Annotated in this window: 12 protein-coding genes; 5 read left to right on the forward strand and 7 right to left on the reverse strand. The window is 71.5% G+C overall.

Annotated features, from left to right (window positions below; all coding sequences use genetic code 11):
* Nucleotides 1-61: 61 nt before the first annotated feature.
* The gene (locus tag ACWCRD_RS03665) at nt 62-1360 is read left to right on the forward strand and encodes a lipase family protein (RefSeq protein WP_450964303.1); all 1299 of its coding nucleotides are present in this window, start codon (nt 62-64) and stop codon (nt 1358-1360) included.
* A 7-nt stretch (nt 1361-1367) separates the two neighbouring features.
* On the opposite strand, the gene ACWCRD_RS03670 is transcribed toward ACWCRD_RS03665, so the two are convergent.
* Nucleotides 1368-2123 (reverse strand): IclR family transcriptional regulator, encoded by a 756-nt coding sequence (locus ACWCRD_RS03670; protein ID WP_450964304.1) that lies wholly within the window; start codon nt 2121-2123, stop codon nt 1368-1370.
* Nucleotides 2124-2127: 4 nt separating this feature from the next.
* Nucleotides 2128-2553: a MarR family winged helix-turn-helix transcriptional regulator gene (locus tag ACWCRD_RS03675; protein WP_450964370.1), complete on the reverse strand. Its 426-nt coding sequence runs from the start codon at nt 2551-2553 to the stop codon at nt 2128-2130.
* A 188-nt stretch (nt 2554-2741) separates the two neighbouring features.
* Between ACWCRD_RS03675 and ACWCRD_RS03680 the strand changes: the two genes are divergently transcribed.
* The 4 genes from ACWCRD_RS03680 to ACWCRD_RS03695 are packed head-to-tail and all read left to right on the forward strand — an operon-like array spanning nt 2742 to nt 6547.
* A complete protein-coding gene (locus tag ACWCRD_RS03680) occupies nt 2742-3659 on the forward strand; it encodes an SDR family NAD(P)-dependent oxidoreductase (protein ID WP_450964305.1) in 918 nt (305 codons plus the stop codon).
* Nucleotides 3660-3670: 11 nt separating this feature from the next.
* Nucleotides 3671-4546, forward strand: a complete 876-nt coding sequence (locus ACWCRD_RS03685) for an amidohydrolase family protein (protein ID WP_450964371.1) — start codon at nt 3671-3673, stop codon at nt 4544-4546.
* Nucleotides 4547-4556: 10 nt separating this feature from the next.
* Nucleotides 4557-6059, forward strand: coding sequence for an acyl-CoA synthetase (locus ACWCRD_RS03690; RefSeq protein WP_450964306.1), 1503 nt, complete (start codon nt 4557-4559; stop codon nt 6057-6059).
* A 32-nt stretch (nt 6060-6091) separates the two neighbouring features.
* The gene (locus tag ACWCRD_RS03695; protein ID WP_450964307.1) at nt 6092-6547 is read left to right on the forward strand and encodes a MaoC family dehydratase; all 456 of its coding nucleotides are present in this window, start codon (nt 6092-6094) and stop codon (nt 6545-6547) included.
* Here ACWCRD_RS03695 and ACWCRD_RS03700 read toward each other — a convergent pair.
* The 5 genes from ACWCRD_RS03700 to ACWCRD_RS03720 all read right to left on the reverse strand — a co-directional run bounded on the left by ACWCRD_RS03700 (nt 6538) and on the right by ACWCRD_RS03720 (nt 15182).
* Nucleotides 6538-7368, reverse strand: coding sequence for a PaaX family transcriptional regulator (locus tag ACWCRD_RS03700; protein ID WP_450964308.1), 831 nt, complete (start codon nt 7366-7368; stop codon nt 6538-6540). The genes ACWCRD_RS03695 and ACWCRD_RS03700 overlap by 10 nt on opposite strands.
* Nucleotides 7369-7483: 115 nt before the next feature.
* Nucleotides 7484-9154, reverse strand: a complete 1671-nt coding sequence (locus ACWCRD_RS03705) for a PHP domain-containing protein (RefSeq protein WP_450964309.1) — start codon at nt 9152-9154, stop codon at nt 7484-7486.
* A 19-nt stretch (nt 9155-9173) separates the two neighbouring features.
* On the reverse strand, nt 9174-11021 hold the full coding sequence (locus ACWCRD_RS03710) for a LamG-like jellyroll fold domain-containing protein (protein ID WP_450964310.1): 1848 nt from the start codon (nt 11019-11021) through the stop codon (nt 9174-9176).
* 46 nt (nt 11022-11067) lie between these two features.
* Entirely contained in the window at nt 11068-14007 is a 2940-nt protein-coding gene (locus ACWCRD_RS03715) for a glycoside hydrolase family 2 TIM barrel-domain containing protein (RefSeq protein ID WP_450964311.1), read from the reverse strand.
* The gene (locus ACWCRD_RS03720; protein WP_450964312.1) at nt 14004-15182 is read right to left on the reverse strand and encodes an alkaline phosphatase family protein; all 1179 of its coding nucleotides are present in this window, start codon (nt 15180-15182) and stop codon (nt 14004-14006) included. Before ACWCRD_RS03720 ends, ACWCRD_RS03715 begins: the two co-directional genes overlap by 4 nt.
* Between the last annotated feature and the right edge of the window lie 39 nt (nt 15183-15221).

The raw sequence follows: 15221 nt of genomic DNA on the forward strand, positions 1-15221 counted from the left end.
GCTTACCTACTCGTCCGTAACCTCGCGGCTCCTGGTCACCACGCAGAAGGGACGTTCTGAGGTGACGAAGAATCATCCGAAGAAGCCGCGCAACCGGAGAGCCGCACTCCTCGGGGCCGGAGCCCTGCTCGGCGGGCTGTTGACCGTTCCGGCCGTGACCGCGACGGCCGGGACCAGCGGGGCGTGTTCCGATCCCGACGCCGCGGTCTACCGGCCACCCGCAAGCGCGAGTGCCGCGCCCGGCGACGTCATCGCCTGCCGTGCGGTCGACTCCCTGCCCATGGTGGGAAGCGGCACTCCGTTCCATGCCTGGAAGGTGCAGTACGGCTCCACCGACGGCCACGGCAGGAAGGACGCCGTCGCCGGCACGGTGATCGTGCCCCGCGAGGCGTGGAAGGGCCCGGGCGAGCGGCCGTTGGTCGCGTTCGTGCCCGGCACCCTCGGCATCGGACCGCAGTGCGCCTTCTCCAAGCAGCTCGCCGGCGAGTACCAGGACGCCTACGAGGGGCCGAACATCGCGGCGCTGCTCAAGGCCGGGTTCGCCGTCGCGGCCACCGACGGCGCCGGATACCTGGATGGCCAGGTCCATCCGTACGTCTCCGGCGCCGACGCCGCACACGCGGTCCTCGACGTCGTACGCGCCGCCTCCCGACTGCCCGGCAGCGGGGTGAGCCCCGACGCGCAGGTCGGGATCTGGGGCTACTCGGAGGGCGGTGCGGGCAGCCTGTGGGCCGCGCAGCTCGCCAAGTCCTACGCCCCCGAGGTGAAGGTGGCCGGCGTGGCGTCCGGCGGGATCCCGGGCGACCTGAAGCAGGTCGGGAACTCGCTCGACGGCGGGGCGTTCGCCGGGTTCCTGGTGGACGCGGTGATCGGCCTGTCGGTCACCCACCCGGACATGCCGTTCGACGGGCTGCTCAACGACACGGGCCGCCAGGCGGTCAAGGACGCCGAGTCGCTCTGCGCGGTCGGTACCGTCGCCCGCTTCACCGGCGCCCACATCGAGAACTACACCAAGGACAGGCTCACCCTCGACCAGCTCTACGCCCTGCGCGGCCCCGACGGCACGACCTGGGGCGAGATCGCCGACACGAACAAACTCGGCGTCGGCGTGGGCCCGTCCGGATCCGGGGCCCGCTACGAGATCGGCTTCCCGGTCCTGCAGTACCGCGGCCTCCTCGACGAGGTGATCCCCGCCGAGACCGGCCAGGCCACCCGCCGCGCCTACTGCGACGCGGGAATAGCCACGCAGTGGACCTCGTACGCCGGCGACCATCTCCTCGGCGACCCGCAGGCCATCGGCGACTCGGTCAAGTGGCTCACCGACCGGTTCGCGGGCAGACCGATGCCCGGCAACTGCTGAGGCGTCCCTACGGCTCCTTCGCCGGCCGCCACCCCAGGGCCCGCGAAATGCCGCGTGCCGCAAGCCGCACCGCGGGCGCCAGCACCGGTACCTGCGCATCGGCTTGCGGCACCACCACCGACACGGCGGCGACCACCGCCCCGCCCGGCCCGCGCACCGGGGCGGCCACCGACAGGGCGTCGTCGGTGACCTGACGGCTGCTCACCGCGACCCCCGTGCGCCGCACCTCGGCCAGCACCCGGCGCAGCTGCACCGGCTCGGTGATGGTGTACGGCGTGAACGAGGCGAGCGGCCCCGCGCAGTACTCCTCCTGCGCCTCCGAACCGCAGTGCGCCAGCAGCGCAAGCCCGACCCCGGTGGCGTGCAGCGGCCAGCGCGCCCCGACCCGTATGTGCACGCCGACGGCGCTGCGACCGGAGATCCACTCGATGTAGACGACCTCCCCGCCGTCCCGCACCGCCAACTGCACGTTCTCGTGCGTCGCCTCGTACAGGTCCTCCAGGTACGGCAGCGCGATCTGCCGCAGCGCGAGCCCGCGCGGGGCGAGCGCCGCGACCTCCCACAGCCTGAGCCCGACGTGGTAGACGCCGGATGCGTCCCGCTCCAGGGCGCCCCAGTCGGTGAGGGCGCCCACCAGGCGGTGCGCGGTGGTGAGGGTCAGCCCGGCCCGCCGGCTGATGTCCGTGAGGGACAGCGCCGGGTGCTCGTGGTCGAAGGCGGAGAGCACGGCGAGCAGCCGCTCGGGGGCGGAGCGGGCGGTCATGGCGTCAGCCGAGCCCGTCCCCCGCGATCCGCAGCAGCAGCGCGTGCAGCGTCTCGCGTTCGGCCGGCTCGAGCGGCTCGAAGAGCTCGTTCGTCGCGCGCAGCCCCGCCTCGTCGGTGTCGCGCAGGAAGGCGCGGCCGTCCTCGGTGAGGACGACGATGCGGCTGCGGCGGTCGTCGGGGGAGGGGCGGCGCTCGGCGAAGCCGAGCTTCTCCAGGTCGTCGACGAGGCCGACGATCGCGCTCGGGTCGTATCCGAGGTGGGTGCTGAGTTCGCGCTGCAGGGCGCCGTCGGTGGTGGCGAGGAAGCGCAGGACCGCGTAGTGCCGCAGACGCAGCCCCGACTCCTGCAGAAAGGCGTTGAACAGCTGTCCGGAGCGCAGGCCCAGACGGTAGAGCAGGTAGCCGGTGTCCGCGTGCAGCCCACGCATCCACGGCTCGTCCACGTCGATGGGCTTCGGGGTGGCGTGCTGGCGTGTGATGGCGGGCTCCCTGTGCTTGATGCGTCCTGGTGATTCCAGCATGACGTACCCATAGGTTGGCAACAACTATTGACGTCAACAATTATTGCTCTTAGCTTCGATCTCGAAGCCGCAACCCATGCGAAAGGGATCCACTCGTGCCCAGCATCGATCTCACCGGCAAGGTCGCCGTCGTCACCGGCAGCGGCCGGGGCCTCGGCCTCGCCTATGCGCACGCCCTGGCCGCCCACGGCGCGTCCGTGGTCGTCAACGACGTCGACGAGGCCGTGGCCGAGGCGGCCGTGAAGTCCATCGCCGAGGCGGGCGGCACCGCCGTCGCCGAGGTGGTCCCGGTCGGCACGAGCGAGGCCGCCGAGCGGCTGGTGAACCGCGCGGTCGAGGAGTTCGGGCGGCTGGACATCCTGGTCACCAACGCCGGCATCCTGCGCGACAAGGTGCTGTGGAAGATGTCCGACGACGACTTCGACGCGGTGATCACCACCCACCTCAAGGGCACCTTCACCTGCGCCCGCGCCGCCGCGATCCGGATGCGCGAGCAGGGCGAGGGCGGCACCCTGATCCTGGTCGGCTCCCCGGCCGGGCAGCGCGGCAACTTCGGGCAGACCAACTACTCCGCCGCCAAGGCCGGCATCGCCGCCTTCGCCCGCACCTGGTCCATGGAGCTGGGCCGCGCGAACATCACCGTCAACGCGATCGTGCCGGTCGCCGCGACCGCGATGACCGAGACCATCCCGGCCTTCGCCCCGTACATCGAGGCCATGAAGAACGGCGAGCCGCTCCCGGACTTCCTGCGCAAGGGCGAGGGCTTCGGCACCCCCGAGGACTGCGCGGCCCTCGTCCCGTTCCTCGCCTCCGAGGCCGCGCGCGGCATCACCGGCCAGGCCATCGGCATCGGCGGCGACAAGGTGGCACTCTGGTCGCATCCGCAGGAGATCAAGGCGGCCTACGCCGACGGCGGCTGGACCCCGGACAGCCTGGCCGACGCCTTCCCCACCTCGGTCGGCGCGGAGCTGCAGAGCGTCGGCGTCCCCGCCCCGAAGTTCCCGGAGGCCTGAGCATGACGAGCATCGACGTCGAGGAACTCGTCGCGATCGACGTCCACACCCACGCGGAGGTCTCCTCCAAGGGCCACTCCTCCCTGGACGACGACCTGCACGACGCGTCCTCCGCCTACTTCAAGGTCGAGGGCAAGCGGAAGCCCACCCTGGAGGAGACGGCCGCGTACTACCGCGAGCGGAAGATGGCCGCCGTGATCTTCACGGTCGACGCCGAGTCCGCGACCGGCACCGCGCCCGTCCCGAACGAGGAGGTCGCCGAGGCCGCGGCCGCCAACGCCGACGTGCTCATCCCCTTCGCCTCCATCGACCCGTTCCGCGGCAAGGCGGGCGTGAAGCAGGCTCGCCGGCTGGTCGAGGAGTACGGGGTGAAGGGCTTCAAGTTCCACCCCAGCATCCAGGGCTTCTTCCCCAACGACCGCTCGGTGGCGTACGACCTCTACGAGGTGATCGAGGAGACGGGCACCATCGCCCTCTTCCACACCGGCCAGACGGGCATCGGCGCCGGAGTCCCCGGCGGCGGCGGGATCAGGCTCAAGTACTCCAACCCCCTCCACGTGGACGACGTGGCCGCCGACTTCCCGCACCTCAAGATCATCCTGGCGCATCCGTCCTTCCCCTGGCAGGACGAGGCCCTCGCCGTCGCCACGCACAAGCCGGGCGTGCACATCGACCTGTCCGGCTGGTCGCCGAAGTACTTCCCGCCGCAGCTCGTGCAGTACGCGAACACGCTGCTCAAGGACAAGGTCCTCTTCGGCTCCGACTTCCCCGTCCTCACCCCCGACCGCTGGCTCTCCGACTTCGAGCAGCTGTCGATCAAGGACGAGGTCAAGCCGAAGATCCTCAAGGAGAACGCCGCCCGCCTGCTCGGGCTGACGAAGCCGTAAGGGGCCGTAGATGCGCAACGAGGGACTCGGGTCATGGCCCGCACGCCGGGCCCGCAAGACCCCGCACCGCTCCGCCCTGGTCCACGGCGGCACCACGCTCAGCTACGGCGAGCTGCACACCCGCACCACCCGCCTCGCCCACGCCCTGCGCGCCCGGGGTGTCAGGCGCGGCGACCGGATCGCCTACCTCGGGCCCAACCACCCCTCCTTCCTGGAGACCCTGTTCGCGGCCGGCCTGCTCGGCGCGATCTTCGTCCCCCAGAACACGCGCCTGGCCGGCCCCGAGATCGCCTACCAGCTCGCCGACTCCGGTGCGAAGGTCCTGGTCTACGGCCCCTCGCACGCCGGACTCGTCGCCGGACTGCCGGGCAGCACGGACGTCCGCGTGTTCCTCGAAGTCGGCCCGGAGTACGAGGAGTTGCTCTCCTCGTCCCCGGACGAACCGGTCGACGAGCCCGTCGCCGCCGACGACACCTGTCTGATCCTCTACACCTCGGGCACCACCGGCCGCCCCAAGGGTGCGATGCTCTCGCACGCCAACGTCACCTGGAACAGCGTCAACTTCCTCATCGACAAGGACCTCCAGGCCGACGAGCGGGCGCTGGTGTCGGCGCCGCTGTTCCACATCGCCGGCCTGACCGTGCTCACCCTGCCGGTACTGCTCAAGGGCGGCACCTGCGTCCTCGTCGAGGCCTTCGATCCGGCGGCCACCCTCGACCTGGTCGAACGCCACCGGATCACCTACATGTTCGGGGTGCCGGCGATGTTCGAGCAGATCGCCCGCCAGCCACGCTGGCCGGACGCCGACCTGTCGTCGGTGCGCATGCTCAGCTGCGGCGGCGCCCCGGTGCCGACCCCGCTGATCGAGACGTACCAGGCGCGCGGGCTGACGTTCCTCCAGGGCTACGGCATGACCGAGGCGCTCGGCGTCTGCTTCCTCGACGGCGAGCAGTCGGTCAGCAAGACCGGCTCGGCGGGGGTGCCGCACTTCTTCGCCGACGTCCGGGTGGTGCGGCCCGACCTCACCCCGGTCGAGCCGGGGGAGAACGGCGAGGTCGTGGTCCGCAGCCCCGCCGTCATGTCCGGCTACTGGGGGCTGCCGGAGGAGACGGCGGCAGCCTTCGCGGACGGCTGGTTCCGCACCGGGGACGCGGCGCGCGTCGACGAGGACGGCTACGTCTACATCGTCGACCGTATCAAAGACATGATCATCTCCGGGGGCGAGAACATCTACCCCGCCGAGATCGAGGACCGCCTCCTCGCCCACCCCGACATCGTCGAGTGCGCCGTCATCGGCGTGCCGGACGAGAAATGGGGCGAGGTGCCGCGCGCGGTCGTCGTGCCCCGCGAGGGCGCCACGATCGACGCCGACGAGATCCTCGCCTCCCTCGCCGGACAGCTCGCCAAGTACAAGATCCCGAAGTCGGTGGTCCTCGCGGACGAACTCCCGCGCACCGCCTCCGGAAAGCTCCTCAAGTCCCGCGTGCGCAAGCGCTACGGCACCCACTCCTGAGACTCCCGAACTTCCCGAGTAAGGACAGCTACATGAGCGTCACCGTCAACGGCATCGACGAACTGAAGAAGCTCGCGGGCAGCGACCTGGGCACCAGCGAATGGATCGAGGTCACCCAGGAGCGCATCAACACCTTCGCCGACGCCACCGGCGACCACCAGTGGATCCACGTAGACCCCGAGCGCGCCGCCGAGGGCCCCTTCGGCGCCCCGATCGCCCACGGCTACCTCACCCTCTCCCTCTTCATCCCCCTGTTCACCGAACTCCTGGACGTCCAGGGCGTCACCACGAAGGTGAACTACGGCCTGAACAAGGTCCGTTTCCCCTCCCCGGTGAAGGCCGGCTCCCGCATCCGCCTGGTCGGCAAGCTGGCGGAGGTCGAGGAGGTGCCGGGCGGCGTCCAGATCACCGTGGACGGCACGATCGAGATCGAGGGCGGCACGAAGCCCGCGGCCGTACTGCAGAGTCTGTCGCGGTTCTACGCCTGATCGGGGCGTACCGGCATCAGGTCGAGAAGGCGCTCCGAGGCCTCCCGTGCGAGCGGTGTGAGCCGCTCGTGCACCGCCCGGAACGCCTTCTCGGCCCGTTCCGCCGGCCAGTCGTCCGGCAGGTGCTTGACCGGCAGGCGCGGGTCGCGGCGGATCACCTGCAGCCACTCGGCCTGCAACCGCAGCCGCAGCGCCAGGGCGTCGTCGGCCTCCGGCAGCCGGCTCTCCCAGGCCTCCCAGCGGCGCACGAACTCCTCGTAGCGCGCGGCCAGTTCGGACAGCTCCCAGGTCTCCTCGATCATCGCGCCGATGTCCATCCCGGCGTCGGCGTGCGCACGGAAGACCTTCACATGCGCGGCAAGCCCGAGCTCGGACACCAGCTCCGCCACGTCGACCTCGCCCGGTGCGATCCACAGACCGCTGAACAGCGGCCCGAAACCGCTCCAGGTGAGCTTGGAACGCAGATCGTGCCGCTGACGCTGCCAGGACTCCGGCAGCGAGAAGCCGAGCAGGGTCCAGGTGCCGTCCCAGTGCCGGTTGACCGCACCGGCCTGCCAGATCCGGTGCTCACCGTCCCGCAGCACCGCCGCCGAGTGCTCGGTCAGCCCGAAGTACATCTTGCGGCCCTCGCGCTGGCGGCGCAGCAGGCCCCGCTTGACCATCCGGGTCAGCGTCGAGCGGGTCGCCTGCTCGCCGACCCCGGCCCGCCCGAAGACGTCGATCACGCTGCCGGAGTACACGCAGACGTCCCGCCCGAGCACCTGGTCACCCAGGAAGGTGAGCAGGAGGGACTGCGGCCGCAACGACTCTTCACCGGTCATGCGGCCACGGTACGACGTCACGGGTCAGTTCGCCGCGCCCCGAAAGGGGCGCGGGGCTGTGACATCAGCGGCTCCGCCGCGGGGCGCGACCAGCCACGACGCAGCCGCAGATGATCTACGCACCTGCCACATCGACGAAAACCGGGTTCGAGTAGAACCACGTGTCCGCCCACGGATCACCGTTGCCGGGCTCGTGGGGAATCGGCCCGGCAGGGTCGACCGAGGCACCCAGGTACCCCACCCCGTGGCGGTTCCCGTCGCTGCCGCGCAGCCGGACGTAGAAGGACTCGTCCCCGACGGTCAGCGGGATGCGCAGCGTGTACGTCCCCGTCCGGCCGGACACGTCCTTCGTCTGTACGACCCTGGTGTCCGGTGCCTTCCAGCTGTCCCGGTCGGTCACGGGGCCGCGCACCGCGCCCCGGATCACGTCCACGTGCGCCAACTGGGGCAGGATGCCCTGCGGGTTGGCCCGGGAGGCGGTCGTGACGGTGACGTACAGCGTGATCTTCTCGCCCCTGCGGACGCGCAGCCGCCCGCCGAGCGTGACGCCCGGGCCCGCGTCGCAGTCCCGCTTCACGCGGACGTCGAGGCCGTCGAGCAGATGCCCGTGGTCGAGCCAGACGCGGCCCGCGCGCAGGCCCGCCATCACCGCGCGGTAGCCGTAGCGGGTCACGCCGACGTGGGTGCGGCTGAACTCGCCCGGCCAGAAGTCGCTGCCGGGCTGCGGGGTGTCGGTGTTCACCGGGTCGGGCAGCTTGCCGGTGTTGTCGAAGTTCTGCCCGGCCGGCCAGTCGCCGTTCTTCCAGGTGTCGAAGACCGTGCGGTGGTTGTCGGAGTTGGTGGTGATCGTGAAGAGGCGGCCCTCGGCGAGCATCGAGTCCCACAGGCCGCCGACCGTCGCCGTCGCCCAGTCGAAGCCGCCGTACGTCAGATACGCGTCCGCCGGGTAGCCCGCCCAGGACTGCGCCGACGGCTTGTTCTCGTACTCACCGCGGATCGAGGTGGCACCGCGCCAGCCGGGTATGGCCGCGCCCTGGGCGCCGGGCGCGCCCTCCATGCCGATCATGATCTCGGGGGCCGCGTCACGCCAGTTGCGCATCTCGTGCGGGGAGTCGATGCCGAGGCGCAGGGGGTGGTTGGCGAGGACGAGGACGTCGTCGACATAGCCCGAACTGCGCTGCTCGGCCAGCCACTTGACGGCCTTGACGGCGTGGGCCTCGTTGCGGGCGGTGTCGGTGCCGGTCGCGGAGCCGTCGGTGTAGCCGAGGAGCTTGCCGTCGTAGGCCAGCTCGAACTGCGTGAGCAGATCGACCTCGTTCGGGCCGGGGGCGGCGAACACGGTGCAGTGCTCGGCGGCCGGGATGTACCACTCCAGGCCCTGGAAGATCAGCTGGCGGGGGTTCTCGGCGCGGGCCTTGAGGATCTCCTGGTGCTCCAGGGCGGCGCCGTAGTGGGCGTGCCCGAAGTTGGAGTGCTCGTTGAACACCATCCAGTCCAGGCCGTACTTCGCGGCAGCCTGCGCCTGCTGGGAGAACGTGTACTTGGCGTCGTGGCTGTAGACGGAGTGGACGTGGTGGTCGCCGACGAGGTAGGCGAGGCGCGGGTCGTGGCCGCCGAAGCCGCGGTCGGTGGCGGCGAGGGCCGGGGTGGCGGCCCCGCCGAGGGCGAAGGCGGCGCCGAACATGCCCGCGCGGCGCAGGAGCCCGCGGCGGGAGACGCCCTGGGCGTCGAGGTGGGCGGGGGAGACGGACGGGTCGGCCCAGGCGGGCAGCTGCTGCTCGGTCATGGTGAGTCCCTGTCGCGGGTCAGTGGTTCATGAAGGAGGCCACGGGCAGCGCCCGGGAGACGATCCGCACATCGCCGAGGCGGCCGTGCAGGATCTGGTCGATCTTGCCCGCGTACTCGTAGCCGCCGAGCAGCCACGGCAGCCCGACCGAGGCGATGCCGACCGCGGGGGCCTTCGGATTGCGGACGACCGGGCAGCCCTCGACGTACAGCGTGGTGTGCCGGCCGTCGTTGACGACCGCCAGGTGCCACCAGGTCTCCAGCGGTGTCTCCTGGCCCCAGTTGGTGGCGATGCCCTGCTGGTTGAGCGGGCGCATCGCCCACTGCGGCTCGCGGTCGTTGGACAGGGAGAGGGTGGCGAGCGGCTCGTCCGGGTCGTCGGCGGTCTTGCCGGCCGCGCCGCCCGTGCCGGTGCGGCTGACGATGCCGGACCAGGCGTTGTGGTCCGGGTCCCAGTCGGCGGGCAGCCGGTAGAACGCCTCGATGGTGTAACCGTCCTTGAAGGTCGCCGAGTTGAGCGGGGCGCCGTCGACCGTCTTCAGATACGCGCCCTTCAGCGGCGACTTGTAGCCCTGGAACTCCAGGCTGCCGTGGCCGGGCTGGTCGGGGTGGTGGTCGGAGGACCAGCTCAGCGCGCCGCCGCCCACCGTGACGAGGGTGAGGTCGTTGCCGCGCCCGGACAGGTCACGGACGGTGCCGCCGACCGGCGTGGAGTCGTCGTGGCCGTCGAATCGCCAGTAGGCGACCGTGCCCGGGATGACGACCCTGGAGGCGGGGCGGGCCGGACGGGCCGGTACCGGGGCGAATCCGGCGAAACGTTTCTCGAAGTCGATCTCCACCGAGAAGCGGTCCGCGTCACCGCTCAGCTCGATCTCCTGCCGCTCCAGCTCGTTGATGCCCTTGCCCGCCCGGCCGAGGATCCACGGGGAGACGGTCTCCACGTCGATGACGTTCCGGTCCAGGTCGAAGCGGTACAGACGGATCATCGCCGCGCCGCCGAAGTAGCGGTTCTGGTAGTTGGTGAGATGCAGATGGACGTCGTTGCCGGCCGCGTTCTTGCGGGTCGCGCGGCCCGCGGGCCAGTAGTGGCCGTTCAGGGTGAGGAAGATCTGGTCGTGCTCCTCGACCAGCTGGTCCCACAGCTGCTGCCCGTACGTCGACAACTGGTCGTCCTCGACGACGAGTTCATGCGTGGTGAGGATGACCGGCGCCTTCGGGTGCCGGGCGAGCACGTCCTTCGCCCAGGCGTACCCCTTCGCCGACAGCCGCCAGTCCAACGCGAGCAGCAGCCACTCGCGCCCGGCCGCCCTGAACAGGTGGTAGGTGTTGTAGCCGTCGTCGGACGCGCCGCCGAACGTCTTCTTGCCCTTGAAGCGCTGCGGCCCGAACGCGTCCAGGTACGGCGTCGAGCCGCGCTGGTCGTCCGTCGAGGACCTCACGTCGTGGTTGCCGGCCAGGACGCTGTAGCCGACACCCCTGCGGTCCAGCAGCCCGAACGCCTCGCTGATCGCGGCGAATTCGTCCTTGGCGCCGTTCTGGGTGAGGTCGCCCAGGTGGGACAGGAAGACGATGTTCTCGTCCTTGCCGTGCTCCAGCAGATAGCGCAGGGAGGCCTCGACCGGCGCCTTGTCGATGCTGGGCCCGTCGAAGAGGTACTGCGTGTCGGGCATGACGGCGAGCGTGAAGCGACGGCTGTGGGCGTCGGGCCGCCGGTTGCTCGCGCTCGCCGGTGCCGCCTCGGCGACGGCCGGCAGCGCGACCCCGGCGCCGGCGGCGGCGCCGAGCAGCGCGGTCGCTCTGAGGAAACTGCGTCGGGCGGCACCGGCCTGCGCGGCCTCGCCCTGGTTGTGGTCATGCGAAGTGCACACGTGTGCTCCGTGAAAGGTGACGTGAGGAACGGGGAAGGGCGGGGGGTTACAGAACGCGCAGGGTCCAGCTCCAGCGGTGGACCCCCGGCGGGATCAGATACGAGGCGGAGGTGTCGGGGCCGCACGACGCCGTGCCGAGCCCCCGGTGCGCCGCGTCGAGGTGCACCACGCACCCGGAGCGCGGCACGAGCTCGTCGTGGTGCGAGGCGGCGGTCAGGTCCTCGGCGCGATGGCGGGTGACGGAGACCTGGCGCGGTTCGTCCAGGACGACCGCGAGGCCGGTCGCGTCCGCCGCGGACAGCGTGAAGTGCCGTACACCGTGCCGTCCGCCGCTCTCCTGCGGGCGCAGATACGGAGTGAACAGCGCGTCGACGGGCACGGAGTGATGGCCGACGGGTGCGCCGACGCTCCGGTCGGGATACGACTCCCACGGGCCCTGCCCGAACCACTCCAGCAGGTCGAGGCCTTCCGCCGTCTCGAAGACCGAGCCGACCCGTGCCACATCGTGGAACTCGTCCGGCAGCTCGGCCTCCTCGTCGATGCGGATGCCGCCCTCGACCGGGGTGAACACCTGCCGGTGCCGTACGACGCCGACCGTGCCCGCGTACTCGGCGTCCACGGTGACCCGGCCGCCGTCCTGCCGTAGCGACACGACCTTGCGGACGAGCGAGTCGAGCCCCCAGGTCCGCCAGCGCAGGGCGATGCCGCCGAGCTCGTCGTTGTCGGTGGGTGCCCGCCACAGGGAGAGCGTGGGGGCGGCCGTCAGCAGCGGATGGACCAGGAGGCCCTCGTCGTCGACCTCGACGGTGCCGTCCACGGGGACCTCCCAGGACACGGACGGCCCGCGCAGCTGCACCTGCGGCGCGCACACGTCCGTGCCGCGCGGCGCCCACGGCTGGTCCTCCGCGGTCGTCACCCGCAGCGTCAGCCAGGCCTCGCCGCCGTCGCGCGGGAGGTCGAAGGGGAGCGGCACCGAGGCCGTCTCGCCGGGCCGCAGGGCGGGCAGTTCGGCGGGTGCGGTCAGGGTGCGGCCGTCGGCGAGGGACAGTTCCCACCGGCCGGAGAGCCAGTCCAGGCCCCGGAAGTGCTGGTGGTTGCCGAGCACGATGCCCTCGTGCTTGAAGCACTCGATGCGCACCGGTGCCGCGATCTCCCGGTGCTCGTACAGGACCGGCTTCGGGGTGCGGTCCGGGAAGACGACTCCGTCGGCGATGAACGCTCCGTCATGGATCGTCTCGCCGAAGTCGCCGCCGTAGGCCCAGCGGTGGCCGGGCGCGGCGACACCGTTGTCATACAGCCCGGCGCCCCCACGCCCGACCGGTCTTCCGTCGTTCACACGCTGGAGAATGCCGTGGTCCCAGAACTCCCAGATGAACCCGCCCTGAAGACCTGGCGTTGACTCGATGGCCGCCCAATGGTCCGCCAGGGTGCCGTTGCTGTTGCCCATCGCATGCGAGTACTCGCACTGGATGAGGGGCCGGGTCTGCCGGCCCGACAGGGCATGGGCGACGCAGTCCTCCAGCGGCGCGTACATCGGGCAGGCGATGTCGGAGGCGTCGTCCGTCGCCGCCCAGTCCAGCTTCGCGGCACCCTCGTACTGGATCGGCCGCGTCGGATCGTGCCGCCGTACCCACCCGGCGGCCGCATCGTGGTTGGCGCCGTAGTCGGACTCGTTGCCCAGCGACCAGATGATGATCGACGGGTGGTTCTTGTCCCGCAGCACCATCCGCGAGACCCGGTCCACGAAGGCGTTCAGATAGCGCGGGTCGTCGGCGATCTCGTGGGCGTGGTCGTGGGACTCGATGTCCGCCTCGTCGACGACGTAGAAGCCGAGCTCGTCGGCGAGGTCGTAGAGCGTCGGGTCGTTCGGGTAGTGGGAGGTGCGGATCGCGTTGAAACCGAACCGCTTCAGCAGGACGAGGTCCGCGCGCATGTCGTCGTACGACACCGTGCGGCCGGTCAGCGGATGGAAGTCGTGCCGGTTGACGCCCCGGATGAACACCCGCTCACCGTTGACGAGCAGGTCCCGTCCGACGATCTCGACGTCGCGGAAGCCGATGCGGTGGAGCGAGGTGTCGGCGACCGTTCCGTCGGCGCGGTGCAGGCGTACGGTGAGGTCGTACAGCTCGGGAGTCTCGGCGTTCCAGGTGCGCACCTCGGGCACGGTGGCGTTGATACGGGCCTCGCCGAGGAAGTCGGAGACGCGGTCGTCCTCGGCGTTGACGCGGTCGAACTCCCGGTCCTGCGCGAGGAGTTGACCGTCCAGTTCGCCGCTGACGTACCACCCGTCGGGCAGCGCGCCGCGCGTGTCCCGCACCCGGCAGTCGACACGCAGCTCGCCGCCGTACGACGCCCGCACGGTCACGTCGGCCAGGTGCAGGGGATCGGTCGCGTACAGCAGCACCGAGCGCGTGATGCCGCCGTGCCACCACTGGTCCTGGTCCTCGATGTGCGAGGCGTCCGACCACTTCACGACGGTCAGCCGTACGACCGATCGCCCGCCGGGACGCACCAGATCCGTGAGGTCGAACTCGGCGGCCAGATGGGAGTCCTTGGAGATCCCCACGGGGCGCCCGTCGACATGCACGAGCAGCGCGCTCTCGGCGGCCCCGACCTGGAGCACGATCCGGCGCCCGGCCCAGTCGGCGGGGACGTCCACCTCGCGCTCGTACACGCCCGTCGGATCGGCGTCCGGTGAGCCGGGCGGGAACTCGGGGAACGGCATGCGGACGTTGGTGTACTGCGGCAGGTCGCCGGCACCGGCGGACTGCATGGTCCAGACGCCGGGGACGTACGACGAGGACCAGTCACCGCCGACCGGCGCGTCCGGAGCGGGAAGCAACTGGAATCGCCAGTCGCCGTCCAGGGAGAGGGCTCCGGAGCGCCGGTCGACGGCGTTCATGGGGAGGCGGCCCCAGGAGGTCACCTCGGGTGCCTGCCAGGGGCGGAGGGTGATCAGTGGATCCGCGGGGAGTGCGTCGGTCATGACCTGTCCGAAGTCGGTGCGATGGGCCGGGGGAGGACGCGGCCCTGCAGGCCCCAGGCGGGGTCGACGGGGATGCCGAGCCGGTCCAGGACGGTGGGGGCGATGTCGATGAGACGGGGTGAGTCGAGGCGCAGGCCGTGGGGCGGGGTGTTGTCGGAGGGGGCGCCGTGGGGCGGGGCGTCGTGGGAGGTGGAGGTGCCGGTCGGGGGGCTGCTGGGCCGGGTGTGGTGGGGCCGGGGGCTGTGGGGCGGGGTGTTGTCGGGCGGGGTGTCGTGGGGCCGGGTGCCGTCGGACGTGGAGCCGCCGGTCGCGGTGCTGCCGGGCTCGGTGGGGTGGGACCGGGCGCCGTGGGACGGGATGTCGTCGAGGCGGGTGTCCTCGGGTCGGGAGCCGCCGGGCCTGCCGGGCTCGGCGAGGATGACGAAGACCTCCCGTTCCGCGTGCGTGTCGCCGCCGTGGCCGCCGCTGTCGAGGTGGCCGTGATCCGTGGTGACCAGCACGGTCCAGCGTTCGTCGGCGCGGCGCGGGTCGTCGCTGCGCCGGGCGTCGATCGCCTCCAGCAGCCGCCCCAGGTGGGCGTCCTGGGCGAGCAGGGCTCGGTCGTAGGCGGGGGAGAGGGGGCCGGTGTCGTGGCCGGCCTCGTCGGTGGCGCCGAAGTACACGAACACGACGTCCGGGTCGTGCCTGGTGAGCCAGCGCAGGGCGGTGCGGGCGACGCGGCGGTCCGCGGTCCGGTAGCCGCGGAACTCGCCGTTGTAGCGCCGGCGTCGCTCGATGGCGGGGCCCAGGACGCCGCGGCGGACCAGTTGCGGCCAGGACACCGCGGCCGCGGTGCGCCGGCCGGCTGTGGCGGCGCGGGTCAGGAAGTCGGGGTAGCGGGCGTAGTCGGCGCCCACGAAGTCGTTGCCCCGCACGCCGTGCCGGTCGGGCCACACCCCGGTGAGGATGCTCGACCAGCCGGGCCCGGAGTCGGTGTAGGCCATGCTGGTCGACGGCCCGTTCTCCGCGTGGCCGTCGGCCTCGCCGTAGGGCAGCAGGCTGGTGCCCACGGCGCCCGCCGCCATCAGGCCGTGCAGGACGGGGGCGTTGGACGGCTCTCGGGTGAGCCGGTCGTATCGCAGGCCGTCCATGCCCACGACGAGCACCTTGCCGTTCCGGCCCTCGGCGTCCGTCACTGTCTGCCTCCCTCGTCGTTCGTGCCTGGGCCCACGTGG

It is taken from the genome of Streptomyces sp. NPDC002092 (assembly GCF_053593775.1).